This window comes from Streptomyces sp. NPDC002779, from assembly GCF_042888685.1.
Classification (GTDB): Bacteria; Actinomycetota; Actinomycetes; order Streptomycetales; family Streptomycetaceae; genus Streptomyces.
The window spans coordinates 878,833-897,884 of record NZ_JBIAQC010000002.1 but is presented as its reverse complement, the minus strand read 5'-3'; the positions used below and the strand labels follow the sequence as shown (position 1 = coordinate 897,884).

General features: G+C 72.0%; 16 protein-coding genes and 1 pseudogene. 11 read left to right on the top strand and 6 right to left on the bottom strand.

Features of this window, described 5'->3' with window-relative positions; translation table 11 throughout:
- Positions 1 to 44: 44 nt before the first annotated feature.
- Positions 45 to 494 (top strand): VOC family protein, encoded by a 450-nt coding sequence (locus ACFYW5_RS09690; RefSeq protein ID WP_389416388.1) that lies wholly within the window; start codon positions 45 to 47, stop codon positions 492 to 494.
- 67 nt (positions 495 to 561) lie between these two features.
- On the opposite strand, the gene glnA is transcribed toward ACFYW5_RS09690, so the two are convergent.
- Positions 562 to 1,923, bottom strand: a complete 1,362-nt coding sequence (gene glnA / locus ACFYW5_RS09685) for a type I glutamate--ammonia ligase (protein WP_250070229.1) — start codon at positions 1,921 to 1,923, stop codon at positions 562 to 564.
- Positions 1,924 to 2,297: 374 nt separating this feature from the next.
- Between glnA and ACFYW5_RS09680 the strand changes: the two genes are divergently transcribed.
- The 3 genes from ACFYW5_RS09680 to ACFYW5_RS09670 all read left to right on the top strand — a co-directional run bounded on the left by ACFYW5_RS09680 (position 2,298) and on the right by ACFYW5_RS09670 (position 5,401).
- Positions 2,298 to 2,960, top strand: a complete 663-nt coding sequence (locus ACFYW5_RS09680) for a DUF3105 domain-containing protein (RefSeq protein ID WP_389416387.1) — start codon at positions 2,298 to 2,300, stop codon at positions 2,958 to 2,960.
- Positions 2,957 to 3,580 (top strand): DUF305 domain-containing protein, encoded by a 624-nt coding sequence (locus ACFYW5_RS09675; protein ID WP_389416386.1) that lies wholly within the window; start codon positions 2,957 to 2,959, stop codon positions 3,578 to 3,580. Before ACFYW5_RS09680 ends, ACFYW5_RS09675 begins: the two co-directional genes overlap by 4 nt.
- A gap of 66 nt (positions 3,581 to 3,646) precedes the next feature.
- Entirely contained in the window at positions 3,647 to 5,401 is a 1,755-nt protein-coding gene (locus ACFYW5_RS09670; protein WP_389416385.1) for an NAD+ synthase, read from the top strand.
- A gap of 73 nt (positions 5,402 to 5,474) precedes the next feature.
- On the opposite strand, the gene panB is transcribed toward ACFYW5_RS09670, so the two are convergent.
- Positions 5,475 to 6,341 carry a 3-methyl-2-oxobutanoate hydroxymethyltransferase gene (panB, locus tag ACFYW5_RS09665; RefSeq protein ID WP_389416384.1) on the bottom strand — a complete coding sequence of 289 codons (867 nt, stop codon included), beginning with the start codon at positions 6,339 to 6,341 and terminating at the stop codon, positions 5,475 to 5,477.
- A gap of 194 nt (positions 6,342 to 6,535) precedes the next feature.
- Here panB and ACFYW5_RS09660 point away from each other — a divergent pair, with 194 nt between their 5' ends.
- From ACFYW5_RS09660 to ACFYW5_RS09635, 6 genes and pseudogenes are all read left to right on the top strand, one after another.
- A complete protein-coding gene (locus ACFYW5_RS09660; RefSeq protein WP_389416383.1) occupies positions 6,536 to 8,086 on the top strand; it encodes an MFS transporter in 1,551 nt (516 codons plus the stop codon).
- 576 nt (positions 8,087 to 8,662) lie between these two features.
- Complete coding sequence (locus tag ACFYW5_RS09655) at positions 8,663 to 9,298, top strand: TetR/AcrR family transcriptional regulator (protein ID WP_389416382.1); 636 nt, start codon at positions 8,663 to 8,665, stop codon at positions 9,296 to 9,298.
- 181 nt (positions 9,299 to 9,479) lie between these two features.
- On the top strand, positions 9,480 to 10,532 hold the full coding sequence (locus ACFYW5_RS09650) for an endonuclease/exonuclease/phosphatase family protein (RefSeq protein WP_389416381.1): 1,053 nt from the start codon (positions 9,480 to 9,482) through the stop codon (positions 10,530 to 10,532).
- A 42-nt stretch (positions 10,533 to 10,574) separates the two neighbouring features.
- Positions 10,575 to 10,849, top strand: a pseudogene (locus ACFYW5_RS09645) (MFS transporter); the annotation flags it as partial.
- An 80-nt stretch (positions 10,850 to 10,929) separates the two neighbouring features.
- The gene (locus ACFYW5_RS09640; RefSeq protein WP_389416380.1) at positions 10,930 to 11,952 is read left to right on the top strand and encodes an ATP-binding cassette domain-containing protein; all 1,023 of its coding nucleotides are present in this window, start codon (positions 10,930 to 10,932) and stop codon (positions 11,950 to 11,952) included.
- Complete coding sequence (locus ACFYW5_RS09635; protein WP_389416379.1) at positions 11,949 to 12,758, top strand: ABC transporter permease; 810 nt, start codon at positions 11,949 to 11,951, stop codon at positions 12,756 to 12,758. Before ACFYW5_RS09640 ends, ACFYW5_RS09635 begins: the two co-directional genes overlap by 4 nt.
- A gap of 3 nt (positions 12,759 to 12,761) precedes the next feature.
- Here ACFYW5_RS09635 and ACFYW5_RS09630 read toward each other — a convergent pair whose 3' ends face one another.
- Both ACFYW5_RS09630 and ACFYW5_RS09625 read right to left on the bottom strand, forming a co-directional pair.
- Positions 12,762 to 15,995 (bottom strand): BTAD domain-containing putative transcriptional regulator, encoded by a 3,234-nt coding sequence (locus tag ACFYW5_RS09630; RefSeq protein WP_389416378.1) that lies wholly within the window; start codon positions 15,993 to 15,995, stop codon positions 12,762 to 12,764.
- 547 nt (positions 15,996 to 16,542) lie between these two features.
- Positions 16,543 to 17,094: a DUF6578 domain-containing protein gene (locus tag ACFYW5_RS09625; protein WP_389416377.1), complete on the bottom strand. Its 552-nt coding sequence runs from the start codon at positions 17,092 to 17,094 to the stop codon at positions 16,543 to 16,545.
- A 107-nt stretch (positions 17,095 to 17,201) separates the two neighbouring features.
- Between ACFYW5_RS09625 and ACFYW5_RS09620 the strand changes: the two genes are divergently transcribed.
- Complete coding sequence (locus ACFYW5_RS09620; protein WP_389416376.1) at positions 17,202 to 17,969, top strand: site-2 protease family protein; 768 nt, start codon at positions 17,202 to 17,204, stop codon at positions 17,967 to 17,969.
- Here the strand turns inward: ACFYW5_RS09620 and ACFYW5_RS09615 are convergent.
- The gene (locus tag ACFYW5_RS09615; protein WP_389416375.1) at positions 17,954 to 18,133 is read right to left on the bottom strand and encodes a hypothetical protein; all 180 of its coding nucleotides are present in this window, start codon (positions 18,131 to 18,133) and stop codon (positions 17,954 to 17,956) included. The genes ACFYW5_RS09620 and ACFYW5_RS09615 overlap by 16 nt on opposite strands.
- A 60-nt stretch (positions 18,134 to 18,193) precedes the next feature.
- A complete protein-coding gene (gene npdG, locus ACFYW5_RS09610; protein ID WP_389416374.1) occupies positions 18,194 to 18,901 on the bottom strand; it encodes an NADPH-dependent F420 reductase in 708 nt (235 codons plus the stop codon).
- Positions 18,902 to 19,052: the final 151 nt, after the last annotated feature.

Sequence of the window (19,052 nt, the reverse complement as noted above, 5' to 3'; positions counted from 1 at the left end):
CCGTTCGGCCAGATTCGTTGGCGATTCTCCAGGGAGGACCAGTTATGGACTTCACGCTCGAAGTGATCCCGCTGCCCGTGAGCGACATCGACCGGGCCCGGGACTTCTACCGGGACAAGGTCGGCTTCCACGTCGACATCGACCAGGAGGTCATGCCCGGGATGCGGATCGTCCAGCTGACCCCGCCCGGCTCCGGCTGCTCGATCGCGCTGGGCGACAGCCTGTGGGACCTGACCAACGGCGAGGGCAAGCCGCGGCCCGGCTCTTACCAGGGCCTTCAGCTGTGCGTGGCGGACATCAAGGCGGCGCGCGCGGAGCTGGTGGAGCGGGGCCTGGAGGTGTCGGAGCCGGTCCAGTACACACCGGACGACGGCGCCACGTTCATGTACTTCAAGGACCCCGACGGCAACGGCTGGTCGATCCAGGAGTACCGCCGCAGGGCGACGGAACCGTTGCACAAGGCACTGTCGGACCAGGCCGGCCGGCGGGACTGACGGACCGGCCCGACACGGCTAGGGCCGACGGCACCTCGCCGTCGGCCCGGGTGTGCGCCGCGTGCGCCTACAGCACCGGCAGGTTCTTGCGCAGCTCGAAGGCCGTGACCTCGCTGCGGTACTCCTCCCACTCCTGGCGCTTGTTGCGCAGGAAGAAGTCGAAGACGTGTTCGCCCAGGGTCTCGGCGACCAGGTCGCTGTTCTCCATCAGGGTCAGGGCCTCGCCGAGGTTCTGCGGGAGGGGCTCGATGCCCATCGCGCGGCGCTCGGCGTTGGACAGCGCCCAGACGTCGTCCTCGGCGCCCGGCGGCAGCTCGTAGCCCTCCTCGATGCCCTTGAGGCCGGCGGCCAGCAGGACGGCGTAGGCCAGGTAGGGGTTGGCGCCGGAGTCCAGGGAGCGGACCTCCACGCGCGCGGAGCCGGTCTTGCCGGGCTTGTACATGGGCACGCGGACCAGGGCCGAGCGGTTGTTGTGGCCCCAGCAGATGTACGACGGCGCCTCGCCGCCCGCGCCGGCCGTGCGCTCGGAGCCGCCCCAGATGCGCTTGTAGGAGTTCACCCACTGGTTGGTGACCGCCGAGATCTCCGCGGCGTGCTTGAGCAGGCCCGCGATGAAGGAGCGGCCGACCTTGGAGAGCTGGTACTCCGAGCCCGACTCGTAGAAGGCGTTGCGGTCGCCCTCGAAGAGGGAGAGGTGGGTGTGCATGCCGGAGCCGGGGTGCTCGCTGAACGGCTTGGGCATGAAGGTCGCCTGCACGCCCTGCTCCAGCGCCACCTGCTTCATGACCAGGCGGAACGTCATGATGTTGTCCGCGGTGGACAGCGCGTCGGCGTAGCGCAGGTCGATCTCCTGCTGGCCGGGCGCGCCCTCGTGGTGGGAGAACTCCACCGAGATGCCCATCGACTCCAGCATGGTGATCGCCTGGCGGCGGAAGTCCATGCCGACGTTGGTCGGGGTGTGGTCGAAGTAGCCGGAGTTGTCGGCCGGGGTGGGGCGGGAGCCGTCCAGGGGGCGGTCCTTCAGCAGGAAGAACTCGATCTCGGGGTGGGTGTAGAAGGTGAAGCCCAGGTCCGAGGTGCGGGCCAGGGCGCGCTTGAGGACGTAGCGCGGGTCCGCGAAGGACGGGGAGCCGTCGGGCATCAGGATGTCGCAGAACATCCGGGCCGTGCCGGGGGTCTCCGCGCGCCAGGGCAGGACCTGGAAGGTGGAGGGGTCCGGCTTGGCGATCATGTCGGACTCGTAGACCCGGGCGAAGCCCTCGATGGCCGAGCCGTCGAAGCCGATGCCCTCGTCGAAGGCCTGCTCCAGCTCGGCCGGGGCCACGGCGACGGACTTGAGGAAGCCCAGCACGTCCGTGAACCACAGGCGTACGAACCGGATGTCGCGCTCCTCCAACGTACGGAGCACGAACTCCTGCTGCTTGTCCATCTTCCGCTTCCCCATCCTTGCTGGTCAGGCCGCCTGCCCCGCGCACCGCGGGAAGTCGGTCGGGCACCTGAGCATCACACCACAACAGCATTTCGCGCGCGTTGCCGACCTTGATCGGCCGTCCGACCTCGGTCTGAACACCCGGCGTGCCGCGCGTGCACCGCTCTGCCGCCCATCTTGCCTGCTCGGACCGACATCCGTAATGCCCGGCCGTCGGCGGCTGTGGCCCACAATGGTTCCGGGGGCACCTGTCGGGTGCCTGTCGATTGCGTTGCGATCCGGCCCATTCCTGTGACCTCCCTTCGAGAGGTCCCTGCTTCCCCATTACGATCAGCGGACTCGACCGTCCCTTTTCCCCAGAAGGACATCACGCCATGGGATCCGCCAAGAAGAGCAACTCCGCGGCGCGCAAGGCCCGCATAGAAGAGATGCGGCGCGCCGAGCAGTCCCGCGAGCGCCGCAACCGGATGCTCACCATCGGCGCCAGCGTGACGGTCGTCGCCGCCCTGGTCGTCGGCGGTGTCGTCCTGGTCCAGTCGCAGTCCGACGACAGCGACTCGGTCGACTCCAAGACCACGGGTTCCCTGGTGGCCGGCTCCGACGGCGTGAGCACCTGGCAGGGCGGCAAGCTGAGCCAGACCCACGTCGACAAGAAGGTGAAGTACCCGGTCGAGCCCCCGGTCGGCGGCGACCACAACGCGGTCTGGCAGAACTGCAACGGCGACGTCTACACCGAGGAAGTGGCGAACGAGAACGCCGTGCACTCGCTGGAGCACGGCGCGGTCTGGGTGACGTACACCAGCAAGGCGTCGAAGGCGGACGTGGACGCGCTGGCGGCGAAGGTGAAGAAGACGCCGTACACGCTGATGAGCCCGTACGAGAACCAGAAGGCGCCGATCATGCTCTCGGCGTGGGGCGCGCAGCGCACGGTGAAGAGCGCGAGCGACCCGGACCTCGACAAGTTCTTCGAGAAGTACGTCCAGGGCAAGCAGACGCCGGAGCCGGGCGCCGCGTGCACGGGCGGTAAGGCGCAGTGAGGAAGCACGTCGGCTGGATCGCGGGGACCGCGGCGGCGGTGCTCGTCGCGGCCGGCGCGATCACCTACGCCGTGGCGGAGGACGGGGGGTCCGGCGCGGCCCCCGCCGCCGGCTCCGCGGACGCGGGGTTCGCGCGGGACATGGCGGTGCACCACCAGCAGGCCGTGGAGATGTCGTACATCGTGCGCGACCGCACGGACGACGAAGAGGTGCGGCGCCTGGCGTACGACATCGCGCAGACGCAGGCCAACCAGCGCGGGATGCTGCTGGGCTGGCTCGATCTGTGGGAGCTGCCGAAGTTCTCCGCACAGCCGCCGATGACCTGGATGGACATGGGCTCCATGCCCGCCGGCGAGGACGGCGCGCTGATGCCCGGCATGGCGACGGACACCGAGATGAAGAAGCTGAACACGCTCAGCGGCGAGCAGGCGGAGGTCTTCTATCTCCAGCTGATGACCGACCACCACAAGGGCGGCGTCCACATGGCCGAGGCCTGTGTGAAGCGGTGCGAGGTGGACGTGGAGAAGCGGCTCGCGCAGACCATGGTCAACGGTCAGGAGTCGGAGATCGGGCTCATGGCGGACATGCTGAAGGACCGGGGCGCGAAGGCCCGGCCGTAGGCCCCGCCCAAGGTGTCCGGCACCCCTCCCACCCCATCGCGTCGCTCTGACGATTACACTGGGCGCGTGCCTCAACTTCGCCTCGCCCTGAACCAGATCGACTCGCGCGTCGGTGACCTCGCCGGGAACACCGAGTCGATCCTCCGCTGGACCCGGCACTCCGCCGAGCAGGGAGCGCATCTCGTGGCGTTCCCCGAGATGGCGCTGACCGGGTACCCCGTCGAGGACCTGGCCCTGCGGTCCTCCTTCGTGGAGGCGTCCCGCGCGGCCCTGCGCGCGCTGGCCGCCCGGCTCGCCGAGGAGGGCTTCGGGGAGCTGCCGGTGATCGTCGGCTACCTCGACCGCTCCGAGGCGGCCCAGCCGAAGTACGGCCAGCCGGCCGGCGCCCCGCGCAACGCGGCGGCGGTGCTGCACGGCGGCGAGGTGGTGCTCACCTTCGCCAAGCACCACCTGCCGAACTACGGCGTCTTCGACGAGTTCCGCTACTTCGTGCCCGGCGACACCATGCCGGTGGTGCGGGTGCACGGCGTGGACGTGGCCCTCGCCATCTGCGAGGACCTGTGGCAGGACGGCGGCCGGGTGCCCGCGGCGCGGTCCGCCGGGGCCGGCCTGCTGGTCTCCATCAACGCCTCGCCGTACGAGCGCAACAAGGACGACACCCGTCTCGAACTGGTCCGCAAGCGCGCCCAGGAGGCGGGCTGCACCACCGCCTATCTCGCCATGATCGGCGGCCAGGACGAGCTGGTCTTCGACGGCGACTCGATCGTGGTCGACGCGAGCGGCGAGGTGATCGCGCGGGCGCCGCAGTTCGCGGAGGGCTGTGTGGTGCTGGACCTCGACCTGCCGGCGGCCGCCGCCGACGCCCCGGAGGGCGTGGTGGACGACGGGCTCCGGATCGACCGCGTGGTGCTCTCCGAGCAGCCGCTGCCCGCGTACGAGCCGGAGCTGGCGGGCGGTTACGCCGACCGCCTGGAGGACGACGAGGAGGTGTACTCGGCGCTGGTCGTGGGCCTGCGGGCGTATGTGGCCAAGAACGGCTTCCGGTCGGTCCTGATCGGTCTGTCCGGCGGCATCGACTCGGCGCTGGTGGCCGCCATCGCCTGCGACGCGGTGGGCGCGGAGAACGTGTACGGCGTCTCGATGCCGTCCAAGTACTCCTCCGAGCACTCCAAGGGTGACGCGGCGGAGCTCGCCCGGCGGACGGGCCTGAACTTCCGCACGGTCCCGATCGAGCCGATGTTCGACGCCTATATGGCGTCCCTGGGTCTGACCGGCCTGGCGGAGGAGAACCTCCAGTCCCGGCTGCGCGGCACCCTGCTGATGGCGATCTCCAACCAGGAGGGCCACATCGTCCTGGCGCCGGGCAACAAGTCGGAGCTGGCGGTGGGCTATTCGACGCTGTACGGCGACTCGGTGGGCGCGTACGGCCCCATCAAGGACGTGTACAAGACATCGGTCTTCCGCCTCGCGGAGTGGCGGAACCGGGCGGCGGCCGAGCGCGGCCAGACCCCGCCGATCCCGGAGAACTCCATCAGCAAGCCCCCGAGCGCGGAACTGCGCCCGGGCCAGGTCGACACGGACTCCCTGCCGGACTACCCGGTCCTGGACGCGATCCTGGAGCGCTACGTCGACCGCGACGAGGGCGCCGACGTGATCGTCGCGGCCGGTTACGACCCGGCCCTGGTGGCCAAGACCCTGCGCATGGTGGACACGGCGGAGTACAAGCGCCGCCAGTACCCGCCGGGCACGAAGATCTCCCCCAAGGGCTTCGGCAAGGACCGGCGGCTGCCGATCACGAACGGCTGGCGCGAGACCGCGTAGGGGAAGCAGGGACGGACATACGGCAGCCCGCCGACGGGGGAGATCGGCGGGCTGCCTCTGTGCCGCTGTGGCTCTAGTGGACGGAGTGCTCCTCCAGCGGGAAGGTCCCGCCGACGACGTCCTCCGCGAACGCCTTGGCCGCGTCGCCCATGGCCCGGCGCAGGTCGGCGTACTGCTTGACGAACTTGGGCACGCGCCCGCCGGTCAGGCCCATCATGTCCGTCCAGACCAGGACCTGGGCGTCCGTCTCGGCGCCCGCGCCGATGCCGACCGTCGGGATGTGCAGGACCCGGGTGACCTCGGCCGCGAGTTCGGCCGGGACCAGTTCCAGCACGACCGCGAAGGCGCCCGCGTCCTGGACGGCCTTGGCGTCGCGCAGCAGCTGGGCCGCCGCCTCCTCGCCGCGGCCCTGGACGCGGTAGCCCATGGCGTTGACGGACTGCGGGGTCAGGCCGATGTGGGCCATCACCGGGATGCCGGACTCGACCAGCAGCTCGATCTGGCGGTGCGAGCGCTCGCCGCCCTCCAGCTTGACCGCGCCGACGCCGGCCTCCTTCACCAGCCGGGTCGCCGAGCGCAGCGCCTGCACCGGGCCCTCCTGGTAGGACCCGAAGGGCAGGTCGCCGACGATCAGGGCGCGTGAGGTGCCGCGTACGACGGCGGCCGACAGCATGGTCATCTCGTCGAGGGTGACGGGCACGGTGGTCTCGTAGCCGAGGTGGCAGTTACCCGCCGAGTCCCCGACCAGCATGACCGGGATGCCCGCCTCGTCGAAGACGGACGCGGTCATCGCGTCGTAGGCGGTGAGCATGGGCCACTTCTCGCCCCGCTCCTTGGCGGCGGCGATGTCGCGGACGGTGATGCGGCGGGTGCCCTTCCCCCCGTACAGCGCCTTGCTGCCGCCGGAGGGTGAGTTCTGGGCAGCCGAAAGCTGCGTCATGGCAACGGCTCCTTACGTCATCTCGAGGCGCCCTGACGGCGTCCCCGGACCACCTCCATGGTGGCACCTCGTGCCAGGCGCGGCTAGGGGGACCCCGGTCACGCTCGAGCGGGGTGAGAGCCGGGGGTGAGAGCCGGGTAAGAGAATTACGATACGAGACGGATCCGTATTGCAAATCGCCTACCCTGGACGGCATGACTGTCTCCGCTCCCCCTGTACCCCGGATACCGGAAGCGGTGCACCGGCGCCGCTGGGCCATCCTCGGCGTGCTCATGCTGAGCCTGCTGATCATCGTGCTGGACAACTCGATCCTGAACGTCGCCGTCAAGACGATCTCGACCCCCGCCCCGACCGGCCTCGGCGCCACCCAGAGCGAGCTGGAGTGGGCCATCAACGCCTACACCCTGGTTTTCGCGGGGCTGCTGTTCAGCGCCGGTCTGCTCGGCGACCGGCTCGGGCGCAAGCGGGTCCTGCTGGGCGGGCTCGCCGTCTTCGGCATCGGCTCCGCGCTCGCCGCGTTCGCCGGATCGCCGGGCGAGCTCATCGCCTACCGGGCGGTGATGGGCCTCGGCGCCGCCTTCGTCATGCCGGCCACCCTCGCCGTCCTGATGAACGTCTTCGAGCGCGAGGAGCAGCCCAAGGCCATCGGCATCTGGGCGGGCGGGGTGGGTCTGGCCATCGCCATCGGCCCGATCACCGGTGGCGTCCTGCTCGACCACTTCTGGTGGGGCTCGGTGTTCCTCGTCAACGTGCCCATCGTGCTGGTCGCCGTCGCGCTGATGATCTGGCTGGTCCCCGACTCCCGCGACCCGGACCCCGGCCGCGTCGACCCGGTCGGCGTGGTCCTGTCCGTCGCCGGGCTGGTCCTGCTGGTCTACGGCATCATCCGGGGCGGCGAGCTGGCCGACTTCACCGATGTCACCGTGGTGTCGACGATCGGGGCGGGGCTGGCGTTCCTGGTCGCCTTCGTGGTGTTCGAGAAGCGCAGCGACCACCCGTCGATCGACGTCGGCTACTTCCGCGACAAGGTCTTCTCGGCCGCGATCGCCGCCATCGCGCTGGTCTTCTTCGCGCTGATGGGCGTGACGTTCTTCGCCGTCTTCTACACCCAGAGCGTGCGCGGCTACTCACCGCTGGAGACCGGCCTGCTGTTGCTGCCCCTCGCCGTCGCGCAGCTGCTGTTCGCGCCGCGCGCCCGCCTCCTCGTGGACCGCTTCGGCAACCGGGCCACCACCACCGCGGGCATGGCGCTGATCGCGGCGACGCTGGCCGCGTTCGCCACGCTGGACGCGGACACGCCGATCTGGATCCTCGAGGTGATCTTCTTCCTCATGGGCACCGGCATGGCGCACATCATGACGCCGGTCAGCGTCGTGATCATGCAGACCCTGCCCCGGGAGAAGGCCGGTTCCGCCTCCGCGCTCAGCAACACCTTCCGCCAGGTCGGCGGCGCCCTTGGGATCGCGGTCCTCGGCTCGGTGCTCTCCACGGCGTACCGCTCCTCGATCGAGGACGACCTCGGCGCGGTGCCGGCCGGGCTGCGGCACAGCGCGGGCGAGTCCATCGAGTCGACCCTCGCGGCCGCGGCGCGGCTCGGCCCCGAGGGGCAGCCCCTGGTCGACCGGGCCAACGACGCCTTCCTGCACGCCATGCACGTCACGGCCCTGGGCGGCGCGGCGGTGGCGGTGGTCGGCGCGGTGGTGGTGGCACTGTTCCTGCCGGGGCGAACTGGGGGGCGGTCCTGAGGCCGGGGGGCCTCCGGGGCGGTCCTCAGGCCGGGGGGAACCGGGGGCCGGTCCAGAGGCCGGGGGACTCCGAGGCGGCCCTCAGGCCGGGGGGAACCGGGGGCCGGTCCAGAGGCCGGGGGCCTCCGGGGCGGTCCTCAGGCCGGGCGGGTCGACCAGCATCTTGGCGACAGCGCCCCCGGCCGCGCCGGCGCCCGAAATGACCGCCCGCAGCTGCCCGATCTCCCGCCGGCTCAGCCGCGCCGCGTTCCGCAGCGCCGCCAGCGCGGAGGGCCGGTCCTCAGGCCGGGGGGAACGCCGGGCCGGTCCACTGGCCGAGGGAACTACGGCCCGGCCCCGGGGCCGCGGGGAACCCCGGCCCGACCCAGAGGCCGCAGGGAACTCCAGCCCTCCTCATGCCGGGCGGAACCCCGGCCGGGTCCAGAGGCCGCAGGGAACTCCAGCCCGGTCCGGAGGCCGCAGGGAACCCCCGCCCAGGTCCAGAGGCCACAGGGAACTCCGGCCCTGTCATGAGGCCGGGCGGGACCGGGGCCCCGTCCTGAGGGAGAATCCCCCGACCACAGAAGGGACGCACACGTGACAGTCGCCGACAGTCAGCCCGGCCCGGTTCGGGGCCGCCCGCGCAGCGAGGCCGTGGAGCGCGCCATCATCGAGGGCGTGATGCGGCTGCTGGAGGAGGGCGTACCGCTCGCGGAACTCTCCATCGAGCGGATCGCCCGTACCGCCGGTGTCGGCAAGGCCACCATCTACCGGCGCTGGCGCGGCAAGGAGGAGCTCTTCGTCGACGTCGTACGCGCCGCCGAGCCCCCCGACCCCGAGCTGCCCGGCACCTCCATGCGCGACGACCTCGTCGTGCTGCTGGAGTCGCTGCGCCGGCGCGGACTGGTCAGCCGCTCCTCGGCGATCCTGCACAACGTGCACGCCCAGATGAAGAGCAGCCCCAAGATCTGGGCGGCGTACCACGCCCTCGTCGTCGCCCCCCGGCGCCGGCTCGGCATCGAGGTGCTGCGCCGCGGCCAGCGCGACGGGGAACTCCGCGAGGACGTCGACGTGGAGCTGCTCAACGACCTGTTCGTGGGCCCCATGCTGCTGCGGTCCGTGATGCGCCCGGACGCGGACCTGCCGGACGGGCTGCCCGAACAGATCGTCGACACCCTGCTGGAGGGGCTACGGCCCGTCAGCTCACCGTCCGTCAGTTCGCCTCCCCCGTAGCGGATGTGCGCGTTTCGTCACAGAGCACGCTTTCCACCGGCGTACCCGGAACTCCGGGAGCCGTCTTGTACGTCCTCGTGCCCGTACGGCCGTCATGGGACGGCAGGAAGAGAACCGATCATCCCCTAGGGTCGTAAGAGCGGGGGTTGAAGGTGTGCACGGCAGGCAGTGAGGCGACGGTATGGCGCAGCAGGCGTACATGACGGAGACGGACAGCGGCGGCTCGGGACCCGAGCGCCGGGGAAACCGGTTCCGGCGTCTGCTGGGGAGACTGGTGGCCGGCTGGCGCGGTGATCCGCGGATCTGGCGCCGGGGCATCGTCACGGCCGTGTTCGCGGTGCTGCTCGCCCTGGTCATGCTGCTGCACGCGCAGATCCCGAACGCCATCGGCAACCTGGGCAGCCTCACCGAGACCTTCCTGCCCTGGATCGGCGTGCTCGTCCCGCTGCTGGTGCTGGTGGCCCTGCTGCGTAAATCCGCGACCGCGCTGATCGCGGTGGTGCTGCCCGCGGTGGTGTGGCTGAACCTCTTCGGCGGGCTCCTCACCGACAAGACCTCCCCCGGCGGCGACCTCACGATCGCCACGCACAACGTCAACGCCGACAACACCGACCCGTCGGGCACCGCCCGCGACGTGGCCGCCTCCGGCGCGGACGTGGTGGCGCTGGAGGAGCTGACCGCGAGCGCGGTGCCGGTGTACGAGAAGGCGCTGGCGTCGACGTACCAGTACCACTCGGTGCAGGGCACGGTCGGGCTGTGGAGCAAGTACCCGCTGAGCGGGGTGAAGGCCGTGGACATCAAGCTGGGGTGGACCCGGGCCATGCGCGCGGCCGTCAGCACGCCGTCCGGGGAGATCGCGGTGTACGTCGCCCACCTGCCGTCGGTGCGGGTGAAGCTGGAGGCCGGGTTCACCGCCCGGCAGCGCGACAAGAGCGCGGACGCGCTGGGCGAGGCCATCGCCGCCGAGGAGCTGCCCCGCAGTGTGCTGCTCGGGGACCTCAACGGCACGATGAACGACCGCGCGCTGAACGCCGTCACCTCCCAGATGCGCTCCACGCAGGGCGCGGCGGGCACCGGGTTCGGGTTCAGCTGGCCGGCGTCGTTCCCGATGGCGCGGATCGACCAGATCCTGGTGAAGGGCATCGAGCCGATCACCTCCTGGACGCTGCCGGAGACCGGGAGCGATCACCTTCCGGTGGCCGCGCGTGTGAAGGTCGACACAACCGCCTCGTAGAAGCCGCTGGTCACCCGGGCGTAACCTCCAGGAATACTGGGCCAGAAGGCGTCGGCGGCCCCCTCCCTGGCCTCCTCGGCCAACCAGGCCGCCTTCAACCTGGCCAACGCCGGCGGCGCCTGGATCGGCGGCCTGGCCCTGACAGCGGGCCTCGGCGTCACCTCCCCCGCCCTCACGGGTGCCGCCCTGGCCGTCCTGGGCCTCGGTGTGGCAGGCACGGCCTCTACGCGGTGGACCGCCACCGCGTCCCCCACCCCACCCCCGAGCGCCTGATCGCCGGGCACCTGCCGCAGGAGACGGAGACCGTGCGGCCCTGAGGGGGTGCTTGTCGGCAGCCTGTAGGCGCCCGTCGGTCGCCTGTCGGTGGTTTGTCGGTGGGGGTTGGCAGGTTGGGGGCATGACGCGAATCGATGGGAAGGGCGGCGCCGGGCGTGCCGTCACCGTGCGGGGGCTGGTCAAGCACTACGGCGAGACCAAGGCGCTGGACGGAGTGGATCTGGACGTGCGGGAGGGCACCGTGATGGGGGTGCTCGGGCCCAACGGGGCCGGGAAGACCACCCTCGTGCGGATCCTGTCCACCCTGCTCGCGCCCGACTCCGGGCAGGCCACGGTCGCCGGATACGACGTCGTACGGCAGCCCCGGCAGCTGCGCCGGGTGATCGGACTGACCGGGCAGTACGCCTCCGTGGACGAGAAGCTGCCGGGCTGGGAGAACCTGTACCTCATCGGGCGGCTGCTCGACCTGTCCCGGCGGGACGCCCGTGCGCGGGCGGACGAGCTGCTGGAGCGGTTCTCGCTGACCGACGCCGGGAAGCGGCCCGCCGCCACCTACTCCGGCGGTATGCGGCGGCGCCTCGACCTCGCCGCCTCGATGATCGGGCATCCGGCCGTGCTGTATCTGGACGAGCCGACCACCGGGCTCGATCCCCGCACCCGCAACGAGGTCTGGGCCGAGGTCAAGACCATGGTCGGCGACGGCGTCACCGTGCTGCTGACCACCCAGTACATGGAGGAGGCCGAGCAGCTCGCCGACGAGCTGACGGTCGTCGACCGGGGCAAGGTCATCGCCAAGGGCGGCATCGAGGAGCTGAAGGCGAAGGTCGGCGGGCGGACCCTGCGCGTACGCCCGGCCGATCCGCTGCAGCTGCGACCGCTCGCCTCCCACCTCGACGGCCTCGGCATCACCGGGCTCGCCACCACCACCGTCGACACCGACCGCGGCGCCCTGCTGGTGCCCATCCTCAGCGACGAGCAGCTCACCGCCGTCGTCGGCGCGGTGACCGCACGGGGCGTCACGCTCTCCTCCGTCACCACCGAACTGCCCAGCCTCGACGAGGTGTTCCTGTCCCTCACCGGCCACCGCGCCAGTGCCCCGCAGGACGCCGTACCCACCGACAACCGCGAGGAGGTCGCCGTATGAGCGCCACCACCGTCACCACGGCCGACGCCCGCATCCCGGTGCGCGGCCACCTCCGGCACACCGGCGCGCTCGTCCGGCGCAATCTGCTCTGGATCCGGCAGGACCCGGAGTCGATGGCCGACGCCGTGCTCTTCCCGATCGTCTTCACCCTGCTGTTCGTGTACGTCTTCGGCGGCTCCATCGGGCAGTCCCTGGGCGGCGGGCAGGAGGCGTACGTGCAGTACGTCGTGCCGGGCATGCTCGCCATGATGGGCATGACCATGGCGCAGGGGGTGGGCACCGGCTTCAACCAGGACTTCAACACCGGCGTCATGGACCGCTTCCGGTCGCTGCCGATCGGCCGCGGCTCGGTGCTGTTCGCGAAGATCGCCGTCGAGCTGCTGCGGATGCTGTTCGCCACCGCCGTGCTGATGATCGTGGCCCTGCTCGTGGGGTTCGACATCACCAGCTGGGCCGGACTGCTCGCCTCCGTGGCCCTGTCCGTGGCGTTCGGCTCGGCGCTGATGTGGGTCTTCCTCACCCTCGGCGTGGTGATGAAGAACGCCCAGTCCGTGCAGGCGATGGGCTTCCTGGTGCTGATGCCGCTCCAGTTCGGCTCGTCGATCTTCGCGCCGACCGAGTCGATGCCGGGCTGGCTGCAGAACTTCACCGACTACAACCCGCTGTCCGCCCTCGCCGACGCTGCCCGCGGACTGATGAACGGCGGTCCGGTCGCCCATGACCTGTGGCTGACGCTCGGCTGGTCGGTCCTGCTCACCGCGGTCATGGCGCCGATCGCCATCCACAAGTTCCGCACCAAGACCTGACGGTCACACCAGGGCGGCGGCCTCCTTCGCGGTGAGGTCGCCGCCCTCGGCGAACCCGGCCTCGTACGCCTCGTCGTCGAGGACCGCGCGCACCGCGGCCACCGCCCGGTCCCGGCACTCGCGTTCCAGGGTGGAGTTCCGGTGCCCCGGCGGCCACAGCGCCTCCGCGGCCCCGAGACAGCGGGCCGCGTCGAGCGGGGCGCTCGGGGCCAGCGCCACGGCGGCGATGACCAGGCACCCCGAGACCAGCTGCGGGGCCATGGCCTGCGACAGCGGATCGTCCGCCTGCTCCAGGGCGCGCCGCAGCTTCTCCCGGGCCTGGTCGTGGAGCCCGTCGGAGGCGTCCAGCCAGGCCTCCCCGCTGAGGATGAAGGCGTCGAAGACATGGAACTGGGCGAGGCCGAAGTCCTCGCGCAACAGCCGCATCTGCTCGCGGGCCTCGGCGGTACGGCCGGTGATGCTGAGCCAGCCGGCGAGGATGACCCGGCTGAACGGCATCGCCTCGCTGTGCCCGCCGTCCAGTCCGTCGATGACCTCCCGCAGCAGGCGTTCGCCCTCCTCGGGCTGCCCGCCCTCCAGCAGCGCGCCGGCCAGCCGGGCGGACAGGACGGCCTCCTGGGCGTGCGCGCCGAGGCGGCGGGCGTGTTCGACGGCCGCCTCGTAGTCGGCGGCGGCCTCCAGGAAGGCGCCCTTGCGCTCGCGGGCCTCGCCGCGCGCCGCCAGCGCCTCGGCGCTGCCCCAGGCGTCACCGAGCCGCCGGTAGATGGCCAGCGACTCGTCGGCGTCCTGGGCGGCGGCCGCCGCGCGGCCGGGGCGGTGGGCGAGGAGGTTGGCCCGCATCTGCAGGGTGGCGGCCAGTTCCCAGTCGTAGCCGGGGGTGCGGCGGCAGGTCTCCACGGCGGCGTCGAGGATCGTGCCGACCCGGTCGATGTCGCCGGTGAGCATCACGGCGAAGATCGCGAGCAGGCCGGGGCTGCGGCAGGTCTGCGGCAGGCCGGGCTCGTAGACCTCGGCGATGGTGCGCAGCTTCTGCTGGGCGGTCGGGTTCTGCCAGGCGGCGATCTCGGTGTCCATGCAGGCGAGATGGGCCAGATGGACCCCGCGCCGCGCCTCCGTCAGCACCTCGCCGGTGTACGGGGGCGGCTCCGCGGTGACGCGCCGCCAGACCGGCTCCGCCCGGCGCAGGGGCTCGGCGAACGGGTCGGGGCCGAGTGTCATCACCTCCGCGCACCAGCCGCGGGCCTCTATCCTGAGGTCGCGCATCTGCCAGTACCAGGCCAGCGACAGCACCAGGGTGACCGCCTCCTGCTCGTCGCGTTCGGCGACGGCGTGCCGCAGGGCGGTGCGCAGGTTCTCGTACTCCCGCTGGAGCCGTTCCACGGACTCCAGTTGGCGCGGGCCGCGCAGCAACGGGTCGGTGGTGCGGGCGAGTTCGCGGTAGTACGTCAGATGCGCGCGCTCGGCGCGGGGCCGCTGCCCGGCCTCGTCCAGGCGCTCGCCCGCGTACTCCGCGACGGTCTCCAGGAGCCGGTAGCGCATGGCCCCGTCGCCCGAAGGGGCGGCTACCACCAGGGATTTGTCGACGAGGGAGCCGAGCGCGTCGAGGGCGGCCGGTCCGCACACGGCCTCGGCGGCGGGCAGGTCGCAGCCGCCGGCGAACACGGACAGCCGGCTCAGGACCGCGCGTTCGTCCTCGTCGAGCAGGTCCCAGGACCAGTCGACGACTGCCCTGAGGGTCTGCTGGCGGGGCAGCACGGTCCGGCTGCCGGAGGTGAGCAGCCGGAAGCGGTCGTCGAGCCGGTCGGCGATCTGGCGGGGGGTGAGCATCCGCAGCCGGGCGGCGGCGAGTTCGATGGCCAGGGGCAGTCCGTCGAGGCGGCGGCAGATCTCGGCGCAGGCCTCGGGGTCGTCGTCGACGCTGAACCCGGGCCGGGCGGCGGCCCCGCGGTCGGCGAACAGCCGCAGCGCGTACGGCTGCGGCAGCGGCTCCACCGGCCGCAGCACCTCACCCGGTACGCCGAGGGGTTCGCGGCTGGTGGCCAGGACGGTCAGGCCGGGACAGCGGGCCAGCAGGTGGTCCGCGAGCCGGGCGGCGGCGTCGACGACATGTTCGCAGTTGTCGAGGACGATCAGCATGCGGCGCCGGGCGCAGTGCTCCACCAGCCGGTCGAGCGGGTCGTCGTGCCGGTCGGCGACGGCGCTGCGGAACTCCTCGGCACCGGCGCCGTACAGCACGGTCTCGCGGGCGCCCACGGCGGTCAGCACGGCCTCCGGTACGGCGGCCGGGTCGTCGACGGGTGCCAGCTCGGCCAGCCAGACCCCGTCGCGGGCGGTGTCCCGGAGCGTTTCGGCGGCCTCCTGCGACAGCCGGGTCTTGCCGGCACCGCCGGGTCCGAGCAGCGTGACCAGCCGGGCGCGGCCGAGGTCCCCGCGGATGGCCTCGATGTCGGCTTCCCGGCCGACGAAGGAGGTGAGCCGGGCGCGCAGGTTGCCGGGTGTGGAGGGAGCCGCAGGTTTCAGCAACTCGGCGTGCAGTTCCCGCAGTTCGGCCCCGGGGTCGGATCCCAGCTGCTCGGCGAGGAGGTGTCGTACGTCGTCGTAGGCGGCCAGCGCCTCGGCGGCTCGGCCGGTGTCGCGCAGCGCGCGCAGGCGTAGTGCCTGCAGCGGCTCGTCGAGCGGATGGGTGTCGCACAGGGCGGTCAGTTCCGGCAGCGTGGTCTCGGCCTGGCCGAGGGCGAGGGCGGCGGTGTGCCGGGCGCGCAGGGCGTCCAGGCGCCGGGTCTCCCAGCGGGCGGCCTCGGCGGCGCGGTCGGGGAGGTCGGCGAGGGCGGGGCCGCGCCACAGGGCGAGGGCGTCGTCGAGGACGCCGGCGGCCTTGGCGGGGTCGCCGTCGGCGAGGGCGCGGATGCCGTCGGCGGTGAGCCGTTCAAAACGGTGCAGGTCGATGTCGTCGGGGCCGGCGGCCAGCCGGTACCCGCCGTCGACGGATTCGACGGCCTCGGCACCGAGCACCCGGCGCAGCCGTCCGACGAGCGCCTGCAACGCCCCCGCGGCGTCGGCGGGCGGATCCGCGCCCCACACCTCGTCCACGAGCACCTGCACGGGCACGGCCCGTCCGCCCCGCAGAGCGAGCACACTGAGCAACGCCCGCAACCGCGCCCCACCGACCGGGAGGGGGGCGCCATCGGGGCGAAGGGCCTGAGTAGTACCGAGGATGCGATAGCGCACGGGGTCCATTGTCTCCGGTGGGCGGGGGGTGAGCGCGGGGCGGGCTGGGGGGCCGGGATCTCGGGGGTCACCGGCGGTCCGGCGGGCCTTGGTTCCTGGGCGTTCGGCGGCTCCGGATTCCTGGCGCTTCGGCGGCCCGGTTCCTGGCGGTGCGACGGCCCCGGTTCCTGGCGCTTCGGCGGCCCGGTTCCTGGCGGTGCGACGGCCCCGGTTCCTGGCGGTGCGACGGCTCCAGGCGGCCCGGCGGCTTTGGATTCCTGACAGTCCGAGATCCCCAGGGTCCTGACGGCCCAGGATCCCCAGGGTCCTGGGGGCCCGTGACCCCAGAGCACCGGCGGCCCGGCAGTCCGGCGGCCCCAGGCTCCTGGACGGTCTGGTGGCTGCAGGATCCTGGCGACCAAGGCCCCCCAGAGCCACGGGTGGTCCGACGGCCCCCGGTTCCCGGACCGGTCTGGTGGCTGCAGGCGGCCCGACAGCCCCGGATTCCCGGCCCCCAAGACCCCCGAGCCACCCGCGGCCCGACGGACCCGGGATCCTTGCGGCCCAAGACTCGGGCTCACGCGTGCCCCGGGATCTCCAAGGTCACCAGTGCTCCCGTCTCTCTCCGCCCGCGGCCCGGGGTGGGTGGGTCGGGGTCGGTGAACCACTTCGGGCAGGTCTTCACCGGGCGCAGTGAACGCGTGCCCGGCACCGGATGCCAGGTGCGGGAAGCTGGGTCGGTCTCGGCGTACTCCTGGCTCACCACCCGGAGGGCCCGTACCCGCCCCCGGGCCTCGGGCCACTCGCCGCCGTGCCGTTCCACCGTGAGCAGTCCGACCAGGCGGACCCAGTCGCCCGGCCGGTCCTCGCCGAGGGCCTCCGGTGGCATGACGTCGACGGGGTCCTCGTGCAGGGCCACGGTCAGTCCCGTCTCCTCCCGGAGGACCCGGATGCCCTCCACGTCCGCCACCTCCCCGACGACCTTCGCCAGCTCGTCGTCCCAGTCGCCGTCCAGGACGTCCCCGGAGTCGTTGAGCAGCAGCGGCCAGCTCACCTCGTCGCCGACGGAGAACGGTGTGCCGCAGCACTCCATCTGCCAGTCCGCGTAGAACACGTGCCAGATCCCCATCCCCCCCACCTTCTCCGGAACCAAGGCCGGCCCGCGAGACGTTTTCCCGGTGCGCCCGGTACGGTCGGGCGGCAGCACACCGCGTGCCGACCAGTTCAGGGAGCCGCATGACCGCCATCACCACCCGCCACAGCGACCGGCGGATGAGCCCCGTCTTCGTGGGCATTCTCGCTGTCACGGCGGTGACCGGCTGGGCCACCTGGACCGGGTTCGCCGAGCAGCCGGGGCTCGCCGTGTTCCTGTTCGTGACGGCGGCCTGGATCGTCTCCCTGTGCCTGCACGAGTACGCCCACGCGCGCACCGCCCTGCACAGCGGTGACATCACGGTCGGCGCGAAGGGCTACCTCACGCTGAACCCTCTGAAGTACACCCACGCCCTGCTGAGCATCGTCCTCCCCGTCCTCTTCGTGATCATGGGCGGGATCGGGCTGCCCGGCGGGGCCGTCTTCATCGAGCGCGGGCGGATCCAGGGGCGGTGGCGGCACAGCCTGATCTCGGCGGCGGGCCCGCTGACGAACCTGCTGTTCGCGGCCGTGTGCACGGCACCCTTCTGGCTCGGCGCGCTGGACGGCGTGCCCGACGACTTCCGGGTCGCGCTCGCCTTCCTCGCCCTGCTCCAGGTCACGGCGGCGATCCTGAACTTCCTGCCGGTCCCGGGCCTGGACGGCTACGGCGTCATCGAGCCCTGGCTGCCGTACAACGTCCGGCGCCAGGTGGAGCCGTTCGCGCCGTTCGGGCTGCTGTTCGTGTTCGCGCTGCTGTGGCTGCCCGCGGTCAACAGCGGGTTCTTCGACCTGGTCGACGCGGTGCTGCGCGCCCTCGGGGTGAGCGAGCTGGAGACGGCGCTCGGCTGGGACCTCTACCGCTTCTGGTAGGCGGCGGCCTTCTGGCGCTTCAGGTAGTACCAGCACATGTTGGACGACAGCCCCGCCAGCAGCACCCAGACGATCCCCAGGAAGCTGCCCTGCACGAAGGAGACGACCGCGGCGGCCACCGCGAGGAGGCAGACGATCAGAGCGTAGAGGGCGAGGCGGGGCATGCGGGGGGCTCCTGTCGGGGGGACACTGCGGTACGACGACCTCCAGTGTCCCCCATCCCCTCATACGTCCGTGATGCGGAGCCCCGCGTGCGCCTTGTAGCGCCGGTTGACGGAGATCAGGTTGGCGACCAGGGACTCGACCTGGTGGGCGTTGCGCAGCCGCCCGGCGAAGATGCCGCGCATGCCGGGGATGCGGCCGGCCAGCGCCTGGACGGTCTCCACGTCCGCGCGCGCCTCGCCGAGGACCATCACATCGGTGTCGATCTCGTCGATCGCGGGGTCCTGGAGCAGCACCGCCGACAGATGGTGGAAGGCGGCCGTGACCCGGGAGTCCGGCAGCAGGGCCGCGGCCTGCTCGGCGGCGCTGCCCTCCTCCGGCTTCAGCGCGTAGGCGCCCTGCTTGTCGAAGCCGAGCGGGTTGACGCAGTCGACGACCAGCTTCCCGGCGAGTTCCTCGCGCAGCGACTCCAGGGTCTTGCCGTGGCCCTCCCACGGCACGGCGACGATCACGATGTCGCTGCGGCGGGCGCACTCGGCGTTGTCGGCGCCCTCGACACCGTGCCCGAGTTCCTCGGCGGCCGTCCGCGCGCGGTCCGCCGCGCGGGAACCGATGATCACCTTCTGGCCGGCCTTGGCGAGCCGGTAGGCCAGGCCCTTGCCCTGCGGCCCGGTCCCGCCGAGCACGCCGACGACGAGCCCGGAGACATCGGGAAGGTCCCAGGGGTCCTTGGCGGGGGCCTTCTGTGCAGCACTGTCGGTAGAGGTCATGGCCCGACTGTACGTCCGCGCCGACGGCCCCTCGGCCCGGGCCAGGAGCAGGTGAGCCGCGTCACGGGCACCCGCCGGAAGATGCCGACATGTCGTACCGCATCCCCAGGTTGAGGGAATTCGGGGTGAACTGCCGGTCCCGGGTGGCCCG